This window comes from Myxococcus dinghuensis, from assembly GCF_024198235.1.
Classification (GTDB): Bacteria; Myxococcota; Myxococcia; order Myxococcales; family Myxococcaceae; genus Myxococcus; species Myxococcus dinghuensis.
Genome location: NZ_JAKCFB010000007.1, coordinates 163,200 through 178,678 on the forward strand (window position 1 = coordinate 163,200; position 15,479 = coordinate 178,678).

General features: G+C 71.8%; 14 protein-coding genes. 8 read left to right on the forward strand and 6 right to left on the reverse strand.

Annotated features, from left to right (window positions below; all coding sequences use genetic code 11):
• Nucleotides 1-10: 10 nt before the first annotated feature.
• The gene (locus tag LZ198_RS12820) at nucleotides 11-676 is read right to left on the reverse strand and encodes a hypothetical protein (RefSeq protein ID WP_253972216.1); all 666 of its coding nucleotides are present in this window, start codon (nucleotides 674-676) and stop codon (nucleotides 11-13) included.
• 239 nt (nucleotides 677-915) lie between these two features.
• On the opposite strand from LZ198_RS12820, the gene LZ198_RS12825 reads away from it, so the two are divergent.
• Nucleotides 916-1,779, forward strand: a complete 864-nt coding sequence (locus LZ198_RS12825; RefSeq protein WP_253972217.1) for an exonuclease/endonuclease/phosphatase family protein — start codon at nucleotides 916-918, stop codon at nucleotides 1,777-1,779.
• Between the two features lie 14 nt (nucleotides 1,780-1,793).
• Nucleotides 1,794-3,488: a carboxypeptidase regulatory-like domain-containing protein gene (locus LZ198_RS12830; protein WP_253972218.1), complete on the forward strand. Its 1,695-nt coding sequence runs from the start codon at nucleotides 1,794-1,796 to the stop codon at nucleotides 3,486-3,488.
• A 603-nt stretch (nucleotides 3,489-4,091) separates the two neighbouring features.
• Here the strand turns inward: LZ198_RS12830 and LZ198_RS12835 are convergent.
• The 5 genes from LZ198_RS12835 to LZ198_RS12855 form a co-directional block, all read right to left on the reverse strand.
• A complete protein-coding gene (locus tag LZ198_RS12835) occupies nucleotides 4,092-4,661 on the reverse strand; it encodes a MarR family winged helix-turn-helix transcriptional regulator (RefSeq protein ID WP_253972219.1) in 570 nt (189 codons plus the stop codon).
• 179 nt (nucleotides 4,662-4,840) lie between these two features.
• Nucleotides 4,841-5,467: an EcsC family protein gene (locus LZ198_RS12840; RefSeq protein ID WP_253972220.1), complete on the reverse strand. Its 627-nt coding sequence runs from the start codon at nucleotides 5,465-5,467 to the stop codon at nucleotides 4,841-4,843.
• Between the two features lie 33 nt (nucleotides 5,468-5,500).
• Nucleotides 5,501-5,944, reverse strand: a complete 444-nt coding sequence (locus LZ198_RS12845; RefSeq protein WP_253972221.1) for a hypothetical protein — start codon at nucleotides 5,942-5,944, stop codon at nucleotides 5,501-5,503.
• Nucleotides 5,945-6,040: 96 nt separating this feature from the next.
• Nucleotides 6,041-6,433, reverse strand: a complete 393-nt coding sequence (gene panD / locus LZ198_RS12850; protein WP_253972222.1) for an aspartate 1-decarboxylase — start codon at nucleotides 6,431-6,433, stop codon at nucleotides 6,041-6,043.
• Nucleotides 6,434-6,527: 94 nt separating this feature from the next.
• Nucleotides 6,528-7,370 carry an LEA type 2 family protein gene (locus LZ198_RS12855; protein ID WP_253972223.1) on the reverse strand — a complete coding sequence of 281 codons (843 nt, stop codon included), beginning with the start codon at nucleotides 7,368-7,370 and terminating at the stop codon, nucleotides 6,528-6,530.
• A gap of 226 nt (nucleotides 7,371-7,596) precedes the next feature.
• Between LZ198_RS12855 and LZ198_RS12860 the strand changes: the two genes are divergently transcribed.
• From LZ198_RS12860 to LZ198_RS12885, 6 genes are all read left to right on the forward strand, one after another.
• Entirely contained in the window at nucleotides 7,597-9,015 is a 1,419-nt protein-coding gene (locus tag LZ198_RS12860; protein ID WP_253972340.1) for an alpha/beta hydrolase, read from the forward strand.
• Nucleotides 9,015-9,749 (forward strand): ABC transporter ATP-binding protein, encoded by a 735-nt coding sequence (locus LZ198_RS12865; protein WP_253972224.1) that lies wholly within the window; start codon nucleotides 9,015-9,017, stop codon nucleotides 9,747-9,749. The genes LZ198_RS12860 and LZ198_RS12865 overlap by 1 nt, the downstream gene beginning before the upstream one ends.
• On the forward strand, nucleotides 9,746-10,918 hold the full coding sequence (locus LZ198_RS12870) for an ABC transporter permease (protein WP_253972225.1): 1,173 nt from the start codon (nucleotides 9,746-9,748) through the stop codon (nucleotides 10,916-10,918). Before LZ198_RS12865 ends, LZ198_RS12870 begins: the two co-directional genes overlap by 4 nt.
• Before the next feature lie 122 nt (nucleotides 10,919-11,040).
• Nucleotides 11,041-12,108 carry a DUF2804 domain-containing protein gene (locus LZ198_RS12875; protein ID WP_253972226.1) on the forward strand — a complete coding sequence of 356 codons (1,068 nt, stop codon included), beginning with the start codon at nucleotides 11,041-11,043 and terminating at the stop codon, nucleotides 12,106-12,108.
• A 309-nt stretch (nucleotides 12,109-12,417) separates the two neighbouring features.
• Nucleotides 12,418-14,202: a hypothetical protein gene (locus tag LZ198_RS12880; protein WP_253972227.1), complete on the forward strand. Its 1,785-nt coding sequence runs from the start codon at nucleotides 12,418-12,420 to the stop codon at nucleotides 14,200-14,202.
• 292 nt (nucleotides 14,203-14,494) lie between these two features.
• Complete coding sequence (locus LZ198_RS12885; RefSeq protein ID WP_253972228.1) at nucleotides 14,495-15,475, forward strand: hypothetical protein; 981 nt, start codon at nucleotides 14,495-14,497, stop codon at nucleotides 15,473-15,475.
• The last annotated feature ends 4 nt before the right edge of the window (nucleotides 15,476-15,479 follow it).

Below are 15,479 nucleotides of genomic sequence, written 5' to 3' on the forward strand. Positions count from 1 at the left end.
AGGGGGCGCGTCAGGGCGCGTCGGGAGGCAGCACCAGCCACGTGGCGATGACCTCGCCGGACGTGAGCCGCTCGGGCGGCAACTGCAGGTGCGCGCCCGGGGCGCCGAGCCTCCATTCGGGCGTGCGGCGGAAGGACGCCTCGAAGGAGTCCTTGTCCGGGAAGGTGACGCGGGCGACGCAGCCCGCGGCGAAGCAGTGGGGCGGCTCCGCCTGGACAGGCAGGACCTCCTCCTCCACCCGACGTCGCCAGGTCTCGAGCGCGGCGCGGGCCTGCCCGGTCCAGGCCGCCTGGCTCTCGCCGGACGCGCGCACCACGGAGAGCACGGTCTCCCTCCGGACATCCGGCGCGCGCGCGCTCCGCAGCGCCTGGACGACGCGCTGACGCTCCTCGGAGGCCCCGCGGCGCGGACGGACCTGCGTCACCTCGGAGGTGTCCGCCTCGGTGGGGAGGACTTGCGGCACGAGCGCAGGCTCCCGTTGGGGTCGCGCGGTGTCCGCGCCCGGAGGTGGCGCGGCGAGGACCCTCACGGGCGTGGGCGTGAGCGGGGGCGAGGGGACGTCGTGCGCCTCATGCGCGGCCACGTCGTGCGGTGCGTCGCGCGGGCCTGGCCACGCGGCGAGCATGCCCGCGAGTGCGAGCATGGCGGCGCCGAGGCCCCAATGGCGTCTGGTCATGAACGGTGCTCCTCCCGGGGGGGTAGGTCCTGCGGTCCTTCGCATGCTGCCTTGCGAGTCGTGATTTGTAATCGATTCGTAAAAGCAATCAAGTTGCATTTAGAGCACGGTCGCGACCTGGGGCGTGGGGTGGTGAGCACCCGGCGCGTGGGGCGGTTGTGAGCGCCGCGCCGAGTCCACTAGGACATCGTGGGGACGAGGCCCGCGAGTCCGGCGGCCAATCCCGACGAGGTGACCACATGGGCGTGTCGACCTGGTTGTCGCGAGTGGTGTTGTTGGTCGCGTGGGTGTTGCCCACGCTGGCGCACGCGGGTTCCTACCTGCGCGTGGTGAGCTGGAACCTGCGCCACGAGGGCTGGAGCGCGGAGCAGACGTATCTCGACGACGCGAAGCAGCTCTGGAACCAGTACGGAGGCAACAGCACGTCGAACAACGGCTGTGACCTGGTGTTCATCCAGGAGGCGATGTACTCGACGGTGGCGCCGAGCATCGCCGCCGCGTTGACGCAGGTGTCCGGGGTGACGTGGGGGTATGCGCAGACGCCGCTCCTGGGCCGCTCCTCCTACAAGGAGAGCTACGCGGTGCTCTTCCGGACGGACACGGTGTCGCTCGTGTCCTCCACCGTCCACCCCGACCCGGAGGACCGCTTCGAGCGCGAGCCGCAGGTGGTCCAGGTTCGCCACGTGCCCACGGGCGCGGACTACACGTTCCTCAACTGGCACGCCATCTGGGGGACGGCCGCGGAGCGCGACGCGGAGGTGCGGGCCATCGACACCGTGTTCCAGACGGTGCAGGACGCGAACCCCGGAGACCAGGACGTCATCCTGCTGGGAGACCACAACATGCCCTGCACCGCGGCCTCGTGGGCGGAGCTGGCGGCGCTGTCTCCCACGGTGAGCTGCAAGCTGGACGTGCCGACCACGCTCAACGCCAACGGGGCCTTCGTCAGCGCCTATGACCACTTCTGGATGCAGCCGACCTATGTGACGGAGCTGTCCTCGACGGGGCGCGACTACATCGCGGACACGCTCGACTTCGTCACCCGGCTCTCCGACCACGCGCCGGTGTACGTCACCCTGTATTCCAACAGCGACACGGATTGAGTCGCTCGGCTCGCATGAAGGGGTGGGCCCTCGCCGCGGGGTTGCTGGGGCTCGTCTGCGTGTGGTGGCGGGAGACGGCGGCGCCCGTCGTCGGGCCCGTGCGTCCCGTGTCCACCTCGCGCCCCGCCATGCCGGAGGTCGCGCCGTTGCCGGCGTCGGAGGCGACGGTGGCGCCGAGGGGGCTGTGGCTGCGCGCGGTGCTGGAGGGCGCGCATCCCTTCCAGGGTGAGGCGCGGATCGGCGCGGCGACCATCGCCTCGGAGGATGCGCGTCGGTGGGAGGCCGCGCGGCGCGAGGGTTCGGGTGGCGCGGGGCCAGCGCGACGGGAGGACCTGGCGAACGTGGCCTCGTGGGAGCGCGCCACGGTGGCGCCCTCCGCCGTGGGCGGCGTGCTGGGGCCGGAGCCCGTGGCGCCGGCGGTCCGCTATCAGGTGATGGCGTGGGAGCCGGACGGCACGTTCTGGTGGGAGTCCTTGGAACCGGGCGAGGTGCCGGCGTCGGGTGTGCTGGACCTGGGCGTCCTGCGGGCACGGCGTCCCACGGGCGTGCGCGTGAGGTTGAAGGGCGCGCGGCCAGCGCAGGGCGTGTTCTCCCTGCGTCTGGCGCGCGGGGTGGGCGAGGACGCGCGGGATGTGGAGCGCGCGAGCGAGCTGTGGCCGCTGGTGCGGCACGCCGCGCCGCGCGTGGCCGCCGCGTTGGGAGAAGGCACCGCGCTGTCGTTCGAGGCGGAGGGAGAGGTCGCGCTCGTGCCGCTGCTGCCGGACGCGGCCGTGCGGTTGTGGCTGCGCGCGGAGTCGGGGCAGGAGTCGGGGCCGGTGGAGGTCGCGCTGCGAGAAGGGTGGGTGGAGACGGTCGTGCTGGACGTCGACGCGCTCTTTCCGGGGGGATTGGCGAAGACGGTCGCGTTGCGGGGACGGGTGTTGCTGGAGGGGACGTCGGCGGCTCCGCCCGGTGCACGGCTGATGGGACCCGAGGGGCGCGCGGTCGATATGGCTGGGGATGGCCGGTTCGTCGTCGAGGGGCTGCCGTCGTGGCGACCTTCCCATTTCACGGTGACGATGCCGCCCGCGAGCGGGGGGCGGCCCATCGCTCCGGCGTCGCGGCTGTTCTCGTTCACTCCGTCCCCACGTGACACGGAAGCGGAGGTGACGTGGCGGGTCCCCGCGTATCGCTGGCTCGTGCTGCGCATGGACCCCTTCGCGCGGAGTCAGTTGGAGGCGCGCGCGCGGAGGCCCTATCCGGTCTTCCTGTTGGAGCGGCGGGCGGAGGACGGGCGGTGGCTCACGGAGTCGGCCGAGCACTTCCTGCCGGATGCGCAGGGGCTCGCCGTGTCGGTGGAGCGGGTGGGGACGTATCGTGTCCAGGTGGCGGCGTCGCCCGTGGACGTCCAACCGACGGCGCCGGTCGTGTTCGATGGAGAGATTCGGGAGCGACAGGTCGCTCCCTCGTCGCGAGAGGATGGCGCGACCTGTGTGGTGCGCGTCATGTCGGGAGGCGCGCCGGTGTCCGGAGCGGGCGTCACGCTCTCGGGAGCCAGGGGCTCATTGCCACCCCTGCGGCTGCTCACGGACGTGGAAGGACTCGCGCGGCTCGGCGGAGTGGGCGAGGGCCCCGTGCAGGTCGAGGTGTCGCGGGAGGCGCGGGACTCCTGGTCCGGAGACATCGCCGCGTCGTGCGCGTCGGCCGGGCTGGCGGAGGTCCACCTGTGACACCTGGAGGGTTCGCGCGCCAGTCTCGTCGGCGGCGCGGGCCTAGCGTGGGTCGAGCCGTCGAGGAGGTTCGTGCTCCTGCTCATGGAATGGTTCGCGCGCCAGGCTCAGCGGCGGCGCGGGCCTCGCGTGGGTCGAGCCGTCGAGGAGGTTCGTGCTCCTGCTCATGGAATGGTTCGCGCGCCAGCCTCGTCGGCGGCGCGGGCCTCGCGTGGGTCGAGCCACCCAGGAGGTTCGTGCTCCTGCTCATGGAATGGTTCGCGCGCCAGCCTCGTCGGCGGCGCGGGCCTCGCGTGGGTCGAGCCACCCAGGAGGTTCGTGCTCCTGCTCATGGAATGGTTCGCGCGCCAGGCTCAGCAGCGGCGCGGGCCTCGCGTGGGTCGAGCCACCCAGGAGGTTCGTGCTCCTGCTCATGGAATGGTTCGCGCGCCAGGCTCAGCAGCGGCGCGGGCCTCGCGTGGGTCGAGCCACCCAGGAGGTTCGAGCCCCTCCTCGGCAAAGGCGCGCGCGCCAGCCTCGTCGCTGGCGCGGGCCTCATGCGGTTCGGGTCTTCTCTCCGGTGGGGTTGGCGCTTCGCCCGTGACGCGTGGCCGTGCTCGGGGCTCAGGCCGCGTTGGCGGTGACGCCGACGTCCTCGACGGCGGTCAACAGGGGATGCCGGGTGGGCTTGGGGTTGTTCGCGGAGGCCTCCTCGGCGGCGATCTCCTCGGCGCGGTTCCAGCAGCCCATCGCCTCGACCCAGCCCTCCAGCAGGTCCATCAACGCGCTGCGCTGCTCGCCCCCCAGCGGCATCAGCAGCCGCGCCATGCGCTCCTGGACGACTGAGTCCGCGTTCTCCGCGAGCGCCCGGCCCTGCTCCGTCAGCCGCACGCGCACCCGGCGGCGATCATGCCGCACCGAGCGCTCACGCTGGACGAGCTTCGCGTCCTCCAACCGGTCCAGCAGCCGGCTCAGGCGCGGCATGGCGATTCCACCCAGGCGGTCCGCCAGGACGTTCACGGGGAGGAGGCTCTCGGCCTTCAGCCACCAGATGGCCTGGACCTCCATGGGGTCCAGCTCGTGATGGGGTAGGGCGCCCAGGGGGCTGTTGAGCGCGCCGCACCGCGCTACGTCGATGAGGAGGTTCCGCAACCGCGCCACCTGCACCCGCACTTCCGCCGAAAGCTCGGACATCTTCGTGCCTCCGCCTCTCGGGTCCGCCGGCCCTGAAACATCCTGGCGACCCGTCATCGAAGGGGCTTCCGCCCCGCCATGATCCGTGAACGGCGGGGCGACGAGGGCATATCGGACCCGTGTCGGAATTTTTCGTCAGGCCCCCCGGCAGCGCGGGTGGACTTCACGCGGGGTCGGCCTCAACTGGCCTGTTTGCGCTGGGCGCGGGCCTTGGCGTGGGCCTTGTCGAAGCCCTCGTAGAAGCGGACGGCCTGCTCGCCCACGCGCTGGATGTGCTGGTTGTTGAGGTAGGCGGTGACGGGGGCGGCGACCAGCGGCATGGCGCGCCCCAGCGTGTGCATGCCACCCTTCTTCAGCAGCAGCTCGGCCAGCTTCCCCATCACCTTGGGGCTGGAGCGCTGCAGGGGGCCCAGCCCGTTGGCGTAACCGAACAGGTCCAGCATCTCCGCGCGGGTCCGTTCACTCTTGAGGTTCACCTTGTAGAGGGTGGCCACGTCGGTGAGCAGCGTTATCTGAAGGTAGGCCATGAAGAGGAGGTCGGCGGGCAGCGCGACGAGGCCGAACACGCCGCTGACGCCGCCCACCATGCTGGCCAGGTTCTTCTTCTCGTCCACCAGCCGCTGGGCCAGCTCCCGGGCCTGGGCCTGCGGGTAGCGCTTCTCCAGCTCCGCCACCCGCACCTTGGCCCGCTTGGTCTCCTGGAGGACGATGTCCGACAGCCGCGTCGAGCCGAGCTTCTTCAGCTCCGCCGGAGTCAGCTTCTTGATGAAGGCCAGCCGCTCGGCCACGCTGTCGTAGATGCCCATGACGACACTCCTGTCTTCGTGTTGCGCGTCCCTCTAATAACCCCGCTCGGACAGGTAGAGGTCCACCAGCGCGCCCTCTTCGTACCAGGCGTGACGCATCTCCACGTTGAACCAGCGCGAGTCGGGCTTGGCCCCTCGCACCTCGAGCTTCACCTGGTTGGGTGACGTGTCGATGACGGCCGCGCGCGCCTTGCAGGCATAGCCCGGCTCCTCGCCGTAGCCGCCCTCCAGGCAGACCTCGTCGCCCACGGACAGTCGGCGGGTGTACTCGGTGGCCAGGTAGAGGGCCTCGTCGCAGTTGGCGCGCACGGACGACTTGCCGTGGGCCACACAGCGGCTCTGCGTGGGGGCCTTGATGACGGGGATGGCCCCGTAGAGGGGGTCCTCGTCATTGGGATTGGGCCGGAAGGAGCCCAACCCCGAACAGCCGACGAGTCCCAGCGCGAGCGCGCTCGCTGCCACCCACATCCGCCTCATTGATGACGCCTCCGGGGCCATGGCCCCACCTGCAAAGGAGGGGCGAGCATGGCAAAAGGCGCGGGGAGGGGCAAAGCGCCCGTACAGCAGGCGAGCTCAGGCGGAGCGACGCGCGGGCCCCGGAATCTCCTCCGTCACGCCCGGGACGACGCGGTTCTTCGCGTCGACGAAGATGACGGTGGGCTTCCAGGTGGGGACCTCCGACTCCTCGACCTCCGCGAAGGTGGCGAGGATGACCAGGTCACCCGGCTGGTTCAGGTGCGCGGCGGCGCCGTTGATGCAGATGACGCCGCTGCCGGACTCGCCCTCCAGGGCGTACGTCTCCAGACGCGTCCCCCGGGTGACGTTCCACACCGCCACTTTCTCGAAGGGCAGGATGTCCGCGGCGCGGAGCAGGTCCTGGTCGATGGTGACGGAGCCTTCGTAATCCAGGTCAGCCTGGGTCACGGTGGCGCGGTGGATCTTGGACTTGAAGAGGATGCGGCGCATGGCTTGGGTCCCGGAAGGCGGTCAACCGTAACGGCAAGGGCGTCCTGGGACAACCACGAGGTTGGCCCTCCCTTGCCTGCCCCCCGGGTAGACGTCATTTCACGATGTTGACGAGCTGGCTCAGGTTGAGCGGCACGGACTGGGCGTCCGAGGTCAGCCGTCCGTCCAGGCTCAGCTTGGCGTTGCCGCCGGAGCGCAGGGCCATGGCGGCGGAGGCGGCGCGGGCGAAGTTGATGGTGAGCGGCAGCGTCACCTGCTTCGTCCCGCTGCCGTCGAGCATGCCCAGGTTGCCGGTGGACAGGGTGCCCACGTCGGCGCCGGCCACCTTGAGCGCGCCGGTGATGCCGGCCACGGGCAGGGGGAAGCTGTTGCGGTTGGTGATGCTCAGCGGGAACTCCACCGTCGCGCTGGTGAGGTTGATGTTGGTGATGCGCGGCGGCTGGAAGGACACCTGCGGAATCTTGGGCACGTCGAAGGAGCCCTCCTTCTGCAGGGGGAAGTTCAGCACGCCGATGGGCGTCTCCACGCCCACGCTGCCCTGGGCCTTGTACGCAGCCTTGTCCTTGTTGAGGAACGTCTCCACCACGGGGACGATGTCCGCGAACTTCACGTTGGCGGGGAAGACCAGCTCGCTCTTGCCGTTGGCCTTGAGGTTGAGGCCCTTGCGCGGCTTGCCGGCCACCACCTGCTTGCCCTCGACGAAGAAGGCGTAGTCCACCGACGCCAGCTCCAGTCCGAAGCCGTTGGGGTTGTTGACCTCGTAGACCAGGTCGACGGTGGCGTCGGAGAGGGACGCGCTCGACAGCCGCGCCGTCTTGAAGGTGAGGGAGGGCTTCTTGAAGGCCCCCTTCAGCAGGCTCTGCAGCGCGGCGCAGCCACTGAGCGTGGTGAGGGCGAGGGCGGCCAGGACGAGGACGGCGCGTTTCATGGTGGGCATGGGCGTATCACCAGACGGCCTTGGGCGCGCGGCATTCAAGCCCCGCAGGCGTCCGGGAGCGCGCTCGCCGTGGGGGTATACCGGAGTGGTGGCGGGATGGTATGCGGCAATCCTCCCCGCACCATACACGGAGCCATCCTTGCCCCGGGTTCGGACACACATTGCCTCCTGTCTGACAGGAGGGGCCAGGCGCGGGTTGTGGGCGCTCGGCCTCGCGGTGTTGCTGATGTCGTGCTCGCGCGGTGGCGGCCCGGAGGCCGGTGGGCGCAGGTTGGAGTTGAAGCCCTGCCGGCTGGAGGGGCTGTCGACCCAGGCGCTCTGTGGCACGCACGAGGTCTTCGAGGACCGGGCCGCGAAGGCGGGGCGCAAGATTCCCCTGCGGGTGGTGGTGGTGCCGGCGCTGGCGGCCCAGCCCCAGCCCGACCCCCTGGTGCTGCTGGCGGGTGGGCCGGGGCAGGCGGCCTCACGGACGCCGGTGCTGGGGGCCGTGGAGCGCATCCGCCGCTACCGCGACATCGTCCTCGTCGACCAGCGCGGCACCGGAGACTCGAACCCGCTGAAGTGCGAGGTGTCCACGCCCGGCGAGGGGCTGGCGAGCGCCATGGAGGAGGGCGACGTGGCGGAGAAGCTGCGCGCGTGCCGCGAGGGCTGGGACGCGGACCTGCGCCAGTACACCACGCCGGTCGCCATGGACGACCTGGACGAGGTGCGCGAGGCGCTGGGCTACGCGAAGGTCAACCTCTGGGGCGTGTCCTACGGCACGCGCGCGGCGCTGGTGTACATGCGCCAGCATCCAGAGCGGGTGCGCACCGCCATCCTCGACAGCGTGGCGCCGCTGTCCCTGTACCTGCCGCTGTACACGTCGCGGGACGGACAGCGCGCGCTGGAGCTGTTGCTGTCGCACTGCGAGAAGGACGAGGCCTGCGCGAAGGCGTACCCGGAGCTGCGGCCCCGGCTGGATGCGCTGCTGGCGCGCCTGGAGAAGGCGCCGGAGCAGGTCCGGGTCGCCCATCCCCGCACGGGCGTGCCGGAGGACTTCCCCCTCACGCGCAAGGTGTTCCTGGCCTCCCTGTTCGGGCAGCTCTACATCCCGGAGGTGGCCTCGCTGGTGCCGCTGATGCTGGACCGGGCGACGCGCGGGGACTGGGCGCCCTTCGTGGCGCTCTCCCTGCTGATGACGGACAGCACGGAGTCCTCGATGAGCCGCGGGATGTACTTCGCCGTCGTCTGCTCGGAGGACGCGCCCTTCTACGACGCGGCGGCGGTGGAGCGAGAGGCGAAGGGGACGATTTTCGGGCCGACGCAGGGGTTGGAGGTGCTGGCCGCGTGCGAGGGCTGGCCGCGCGCGACGCTCCCCGCGGGCTACCACGACCCGGTGACGTCGGAGGTGCCCACGCTGCTCCTGTCCGGTGAACTGGACCCGGTGACGCCGCCCTCCTGGGCCGAGGACGCGAAGCGGACGCTGAAGAACAGCCTGCACGTGGTGGTGCCTGGCGTGGGGCACAACACGATGGGTTCCGAGTGCGCCCGTTCGCTGATGGGGGCGCTGTTGGACCAGGGCAGCGTGGCGGGGCTGAAGCCCACCTGTGGCGCGGGGCTCGCCCGGCCTCCCTTCTTCACCTCCTTCGCGGGACCGGTGCCCTGATGATTCGCGCGACGAACCTGCACAAGCGCTTCGGCAAGGTGACGGCGGTGGAGGACGTGTCCTTCACCGCCGAGGACGGGCGCATCACCGGCCTGCTCGGGCCCAACGGCGCGGGCAAGACGACGACGATGCGCATGCTCTACACGCTGGTGCGCCCGGACGGGGGCACGGCGACGGTGGACGGCGTGGACGTGGTGAGCCGGCCCCAGGACGCGCGCCGCGTGCTGGGCGTGTTGCCGGACGCGCGCGGGCTCTATCCCCGCCTCACCGCGCGCGAGCACGCGCGCTACTACGGCGAGCTGCACGGGCTGTCCGGCGGCGCGCTCGACAAGCGCGTGGACGCGCTGGTGGACCTGCTGGACATGAAGGAGATCGCCGACCGGCGCGCGGAGGGCTTCAGTCAGGGCGAGCGCGTGAAGGTCGCGCTGGCGCGGGCGCTGGTCCACGGGCCGCGCAACGTGCTGCTCGACGAGCCCACCAACGGGTTGGACGTGATGAGCACGCGCGCGGTGCGCGCTCTCTTGCGGCGGCTGAAGGACGAGGGGTGCTGCGTCGTCTTCTCCAGCCACGTCATGCAGGAGGTCGCCGCGCTGTGCGAGCGCATCGTCGTGGTGGCGCATGGGCGGGTGGTGGCGGACGGCACCCCGGACGCGCTGCGTGCGAGCACTGGAAAAGACAGCCTGGAGGAGGCCTTCGTCGCCACCATCGGGAGTGAGCAGGGGTTGATGCAATGAGAGGGTTGATCGACACCGTCTTCCGCAAGGAGCTGCGGGACCATGTGCGCGACACACGCTCCCTGCTCATCTCCATGGTGTGGCCCCTCCTGGGGCCCCTCGCCTTCTTCGTGATGATCCAGGTGGTGGCGTCCTGGCTCCGACAGGACCGGCCGCTGGAGCTGCCCGTGGTGGGGCGTCAGCACGCGCCGAGCCTCGTCGTGTTCCTGGAGCGCAATGGCGTCGTGCTGAAGGACGTGCCCGACGACTACGAGGCGCGCATCCGCGCCGGCTCGCTCGATGCGGTGCTCATCCTCGACGAGGACTACGGGAAGGACTTCTCCAAGGGACGTACCGCGGGCGTGCGGCTGGTGGTGGACAGCTCGCGTCAGTCGGCGCAGCGCTCCGTGAGCCGATTGAAGCGGGTGTTGGAGGCATACTCCCGGACCGTGGGTGTCCAGCGGCTGGCCGCGCGAGGCGTGGCGCCGGACCTGGCCTCCGCGCTGCGGGTGGACGAGGAGGACCTGTCCACGCCGGAGCGCGCCGCCGCGAGCTTGTTGTACATGGTGCCCCTCTTCCTGGTGATGGCGGCGTTCACGGGGGGGCTGCAACTGGCGAGCGACACCATGGCGGGTGAGCGTGAGCGTGGGTCGCTGGAGCCGTTGCTGCTCAACCCCACGCCGCGCGGCGCGGTGGTGTTGGGCAAATGGCTGGCCACCGTCGCCATGGCCGCGTGCTCGGTGCTGGTGACGCTCGCGGTCTTCATGGTCGTGATGCGTTTCGTGCCGCTGGAGGACCTCGGGGTCAAGGCGCACTTCGACGCGCTCTCGGCGATGGGGATGGCGCTCGCCGTGCTCCCGTTGGTCCTGGCCGCCTCGGGCGTGCAGATGTGGGTGTCCACCTATGCGCGCTCCTTCAAGGAAGCGCAGACCTACCTCTCCTTGTTGTCGGCGGCGCCCACGCTGCCGGGGCTGGTGCTGGCGTTCTCGCCAGTCCAGACGAAGCTGTGGATGTTCGCGGTGCCGGTGCTGGGGCAGCAGATGCTCGCGGGCGAGGTGATGCGCGGTGAGGCGCTGGGGCCGTGGCCCTTCCTCATCACCGCGGCCTCCAGCGCCGTGGTGGCGCTGTTGTCCCTGCGGTTCACCACGGGCCTGTTGTCCCAGGAGCGCATCGTCTTCGGACGGGCGTAGGTGTCGGGGAGCGGGAACTCTCCGCGACGGGTGGGTGTCCAGGGTCCGCCTTCCGACACCCGCGGCACCCGGGTGTCGAGCCCGCATGACATCCGGCGTGGGTTGGCTTCCAATGGGCGGGAATGACGCCCGAGAGAGATGCCCTCCTTCCCTTCGCGCCCACCTCCGTGGCCACCGCGCAGGGCGAGCCCCGGTTCGGCACGTACCAGGGTGAGCTGCCCGAGGTGGACCTGCCCCGGTTGTTGGGCCGCTGGGCCCCGGCGCGCGCCACGCGCCTGCTCAAGCGCAAGCGCTGGCACTACACCTTCGCCGCGACGCCGGAGGTGGCCGCCCTCTTCGCGGTGGTGGACCTGGGCTACTCCGCGAGCGCCTTCGCCGTGGCGCTCGACCTGAAGGAGCGCAAGCCGCTGTGCGACGTGAGCTTCCTCGGCGCGCCCGGTCCCATGGTGGCGCTGGGGGACAAGCCCGGCGCGGGCCTGTCCGCGTCCTTCCGCACCCTGGGGGGCAAGCTGGCCATCCGCCGGGGCGAGGAGGACGAGCGCTACCAGGTGGAGGTGGACGTCAGCCGCGTGCGCACCGGCAGCCTCAACACCTTCCAGTGGGCCGGCGAGCTGCTCGTGGCCGGGGGCCCTCCCGCGCTGACGGTGATTGCGCCGGTGCAGGGCGACGGCCTCGTCAACGTGACGATGAAGCGCAATGGCCTGTTGTCCTTCGGGAGCCTGGAGGCGGGCGGCAAGCGCTTCCGGTTGGACGGCGGCGTGGGCGGCATCGACTACACGCAGGGCTACCTGGCGCGGCACACCGCGTGGCGTTGGGCCTTCGCCGCCGGACGGCTGGCGGACGGGACGCCCGTGGGCCTCAACCTGGTGGAGGGCTTCAACGAGGCCGCCACGGAGGCGAACGAGAACGCGCTGTGGCTGGGGGACCGGCTGTACCCGCTGGCGCGCGCCCGCTTCGAGTACGACCCGAAGGACCTGCTGGCGCCCTGGCGGATGACGACGGTGGACGGCGCGGTGGACCTGCGCTTCCAGCCGTTCCACGTCCACCGCGAGGAGCGCAACCTGCGGCTCGTGGTCAGCCACTTCGCCCAGCCCGTGGGCTTCTTCGAGGGCACCGTGAAGGTGGGCAACCGCACGCTCCAACTGTCCCAGGTCCCCGGCGTCAGCGAAGACCAGGACATGCTCTGGTAGCGCTTCGGAGGTCGGGCCCCGGTCCAGGGCCGGAGTGGTAGGACCCGCCCGTCCATCCACGGCGTCAGGCGCCGCGAGGCATCTCGGGTGTCACCCACGCTCGGGGTGCTCGAGTGCTGCTCCATGCGCGGGCGCGGCACGGGCCCGCCGCGCGCATCGCGACGGTGCTCCACGCCGTGGAGACGTTGCGCGCCACCGCCGCGCGGAGGGCCCGACCTCGCTTTGTCGTTGACCTCCACGGCCCGGGCGCCTTGGCTCGGGGCCGTTCGAGCGCGAGGTGAATGCATGCGGGGTGGGGCATCACGAGCCGTGGGACTGCTGTTGTTCCTGATGGGCTGCGCCACGGCGCCCACCCTTCCCGCCGCGCTGCCCCCCGCGCCCGCGCCGCGCCCCGTGCTCACCGCCTTCCAGCGCCAGCCTGACGGCGGGGCGCGCGCGTGGGCCACGCTGACCACGGATGCCACGGGCTTCCAACCTCCCTCCGAGGGCGACTGGTACGCGGAGCCCCTCCGCCCCGTGACGAACGAAGCGGAGGCCCGCGACGTCGCCGAGGCGCTGCGCGCGCACCAGGTCCCCGGGCTCGGACTGGAGACCGTGGGCGTGCCGCCGCCGCCGTTGTTCGCGCTGCTGCTGAGCGGGACGTCGGTGCGCGCGCTCCATCTGTCGGGGAGCGCCGTGGGGGATGCCCACCTCTCCGTCCTGAGCGAGCTGACACGGATGGAAGAACTCCATCTCGACCGCACCCAGGTCACCGACGCGGGGCTCGCCCACCTGCGGGGGATGGACCGGTTGCGTGTCCTGCGCCTGGACGAGACCGCCATCTCGGACCAGGGACTCGACCTGCTGAGGGGGCTCACCACCCTGCGCCAGCTCACGCTGGCGGGCACGGCGGTGGGCGCGCGTGGCCCCGCGCTCCTGGCGACACAGCCGTGGCTGGAGTGGCTCGACCTGTCCGACACGGCGGTCGACGACTCCGCGCTGGCGGTGATTCCCGGCGAGCACCTGCGCACGCTCGTGCTCAGCGGCACACACGTGACGGACGTCGGCCTCGCCGCCCTGCGACGGATGCCCGGCCTCGTCAGGCTGGGACTGGCGCGCACGGGGCTCACGGACGTCGGCATGGGACACGTGGGAACCCTGCGCGCGTTGGAGGCGCTCCATGCGGGTGACACAGGGCTGACGGACCGCGGGCTCGCCGCGCTCGCGGACCTGACGCGCCTCCGGGCGCTGGTGCTCAGCCGCGCGAAGGTGCGCGGTCCTGGGCTGGCGCACCTGGCGAGGCTCGTCCACCTGGAGCTGTTGCACCTCGATGACACGCGCGTCGGGGACCAGGACCTGGAGACCGTCGCCTCCTTCGTGGCGTTGGTGGACCTGGACCTGTCCCGTACGGGCATCACCCACGCGGGCCTGCCCAGGCTGGCGCGGCTGGTCGCGCTCGAGAGGTTGGCGGTGTCGGGGCTCCAGTTGTCGGACGCGTCGCTCGCGACGCTCCACCCGCTCTCCCGTCTCGCCAGTCTCGACGTGAGCGCGACGCCCCTCGGCCCCGAATCCCTGCGGACCTTCGGCGCTTCCCTGCGCGAGCTGGACGTCAGCCGCACCGCCTTCAACGACGAATGGCTGTCCGTCCTCCACGCGCTGCCCCACCTGCGCTCACTCCGGGCCGAGCGCACGCTGCTCACGGACCTGGGGCTGGGGCAGCTCGACGCGCTGGAGGAGCTGGAATCCATCCGTGTCGCGAGGACCCCCATCAGCGGCTCCGGGCTCGGGCGCCTCCAGAAGCTCCCCCGGCTGACGCACCTGGACCTGGGCGCGACGTGGCTCCAGGGGGCGGATGCGCACGCGCTCGCGCGGCTCACCACGCTGACCTGGCTCAGCCTGGCGGGCTCGCGCGTGGACGACACCGTGCTGCCTCACCTGCCCGCGGGGCTGCGCACCCTCTACCTGACGCGCACCGCCATCACCGACGCGGGACTCCCCGCGCTCGGCCAGCTCTCCGCCCTGCGCGAGGTGGACCTGCGCGGCACCGCCGTCTCCGACCCCGCGCGCCGCGCCCTGGGGCAGGCGCGGGGCTGGCGATTCATCACCGCGCCCTAGCAGGGCATGGCGGCGAAGCGAAGGCGCCTGGAGTGGGTGGCTTGCCGCATCGGTGTCCTCCCCCTCCGCCTCCCTCCGATGACGAGGTCGGGCGTGGAGGACACGCTCAGTCCGGTCTCACGTCCACGAACAGGGCTTCTCCAACACCCTGCTAGGCTGCGGTCCCATCTTCTTTTCCGGAGGGACTCCGATGCCCTGTCCGCACTGTGGCCAGCCACTCCCCGACGCGAGCGCCGTGATTTGTCCGCGCTGCGGCCATGACGTGGCCCCGTCCGGGCCCTCCGTGGATGAGATGGCCGACAGCGCCCGGCGGGGCGCGGAGGCCGCGGGGCGCGCGGTGCGACACGTGCTCGAGGACCCGCGCCTGCGGGAGAAGCTGCCGGGAGGCTCGCTGCCGCTGTTGGGCTCCGGCCTGGTCGCCGCCGCCGTGCTGCTGCCGGGGCTGCCGCTCATCCATGGTACCATCGGCGTGCCCTGGTCGGTGGTGATGCTCGCCGCCTGCGTGCTGCTCGGCGCGCGGGAGTGGCGCGCGGCGGGACGGCCCGTGCCGGAGCCCTTGGCCCGGCTCGCCGGCATGGCCGAGCACCCCGCCTTCCTCCCGGTGTTCACCGCGCTGACGCTCACCTTCGCCTTCCTGACGCTGGGCTTCGGCCTGGTGCCGCTCATGTGGGTCGTGGCCGCCGTGGTGCTCGGGTACGTGCAGTGGCGCGTGTTCAAGGGCTCGCCCGCGGCGGACCCGGAGCTGCGCGCGTCCCCCGGCACGCTGCGCCTGAAGCAGTGGGTGCTGCCGGCGGTCGGCGTGTGCGCGGTGGCCCTGCTGCTCACCTGGGGCTCGGGGCTGCGCGGCTTCACCTCACTGGGCGGCTTCACCTTCGACCGCAAGTACGCGGGAGAGGTGGACGGGCGAGGACCGTCCAGCGGCTTCCAGGCCGACCGGTGGGACTACGGCTGGCAGCCCGGCGTCTCCACCACCTACTCCGCCTCCGCGATGTCCGGCCGCGAGCGCTCCGGCGCGCCGCTGGTCGTCCTGTGCCTGCTGTCCCTGGCGCTCCTGGCCGCCGTGCCCCGCGCCCGCGCCGCGGCGCCCGCCGTGCTGCCGCTGGTGCTCGCGGGCGTCGTCACGCTGTGGGGGCTGCTGGGCCTGTCGATGCGACTGGGGCCGCTGCTCTTCCTGGCCGGCGCGGTGGCCATCGACGTCGCGCTGGTGCGCGCGTCCCGGGCGCCCCCCTCCACGCCGGACGCGGACGACACGCCCGGCGCCGCGAGGGACTGACGCC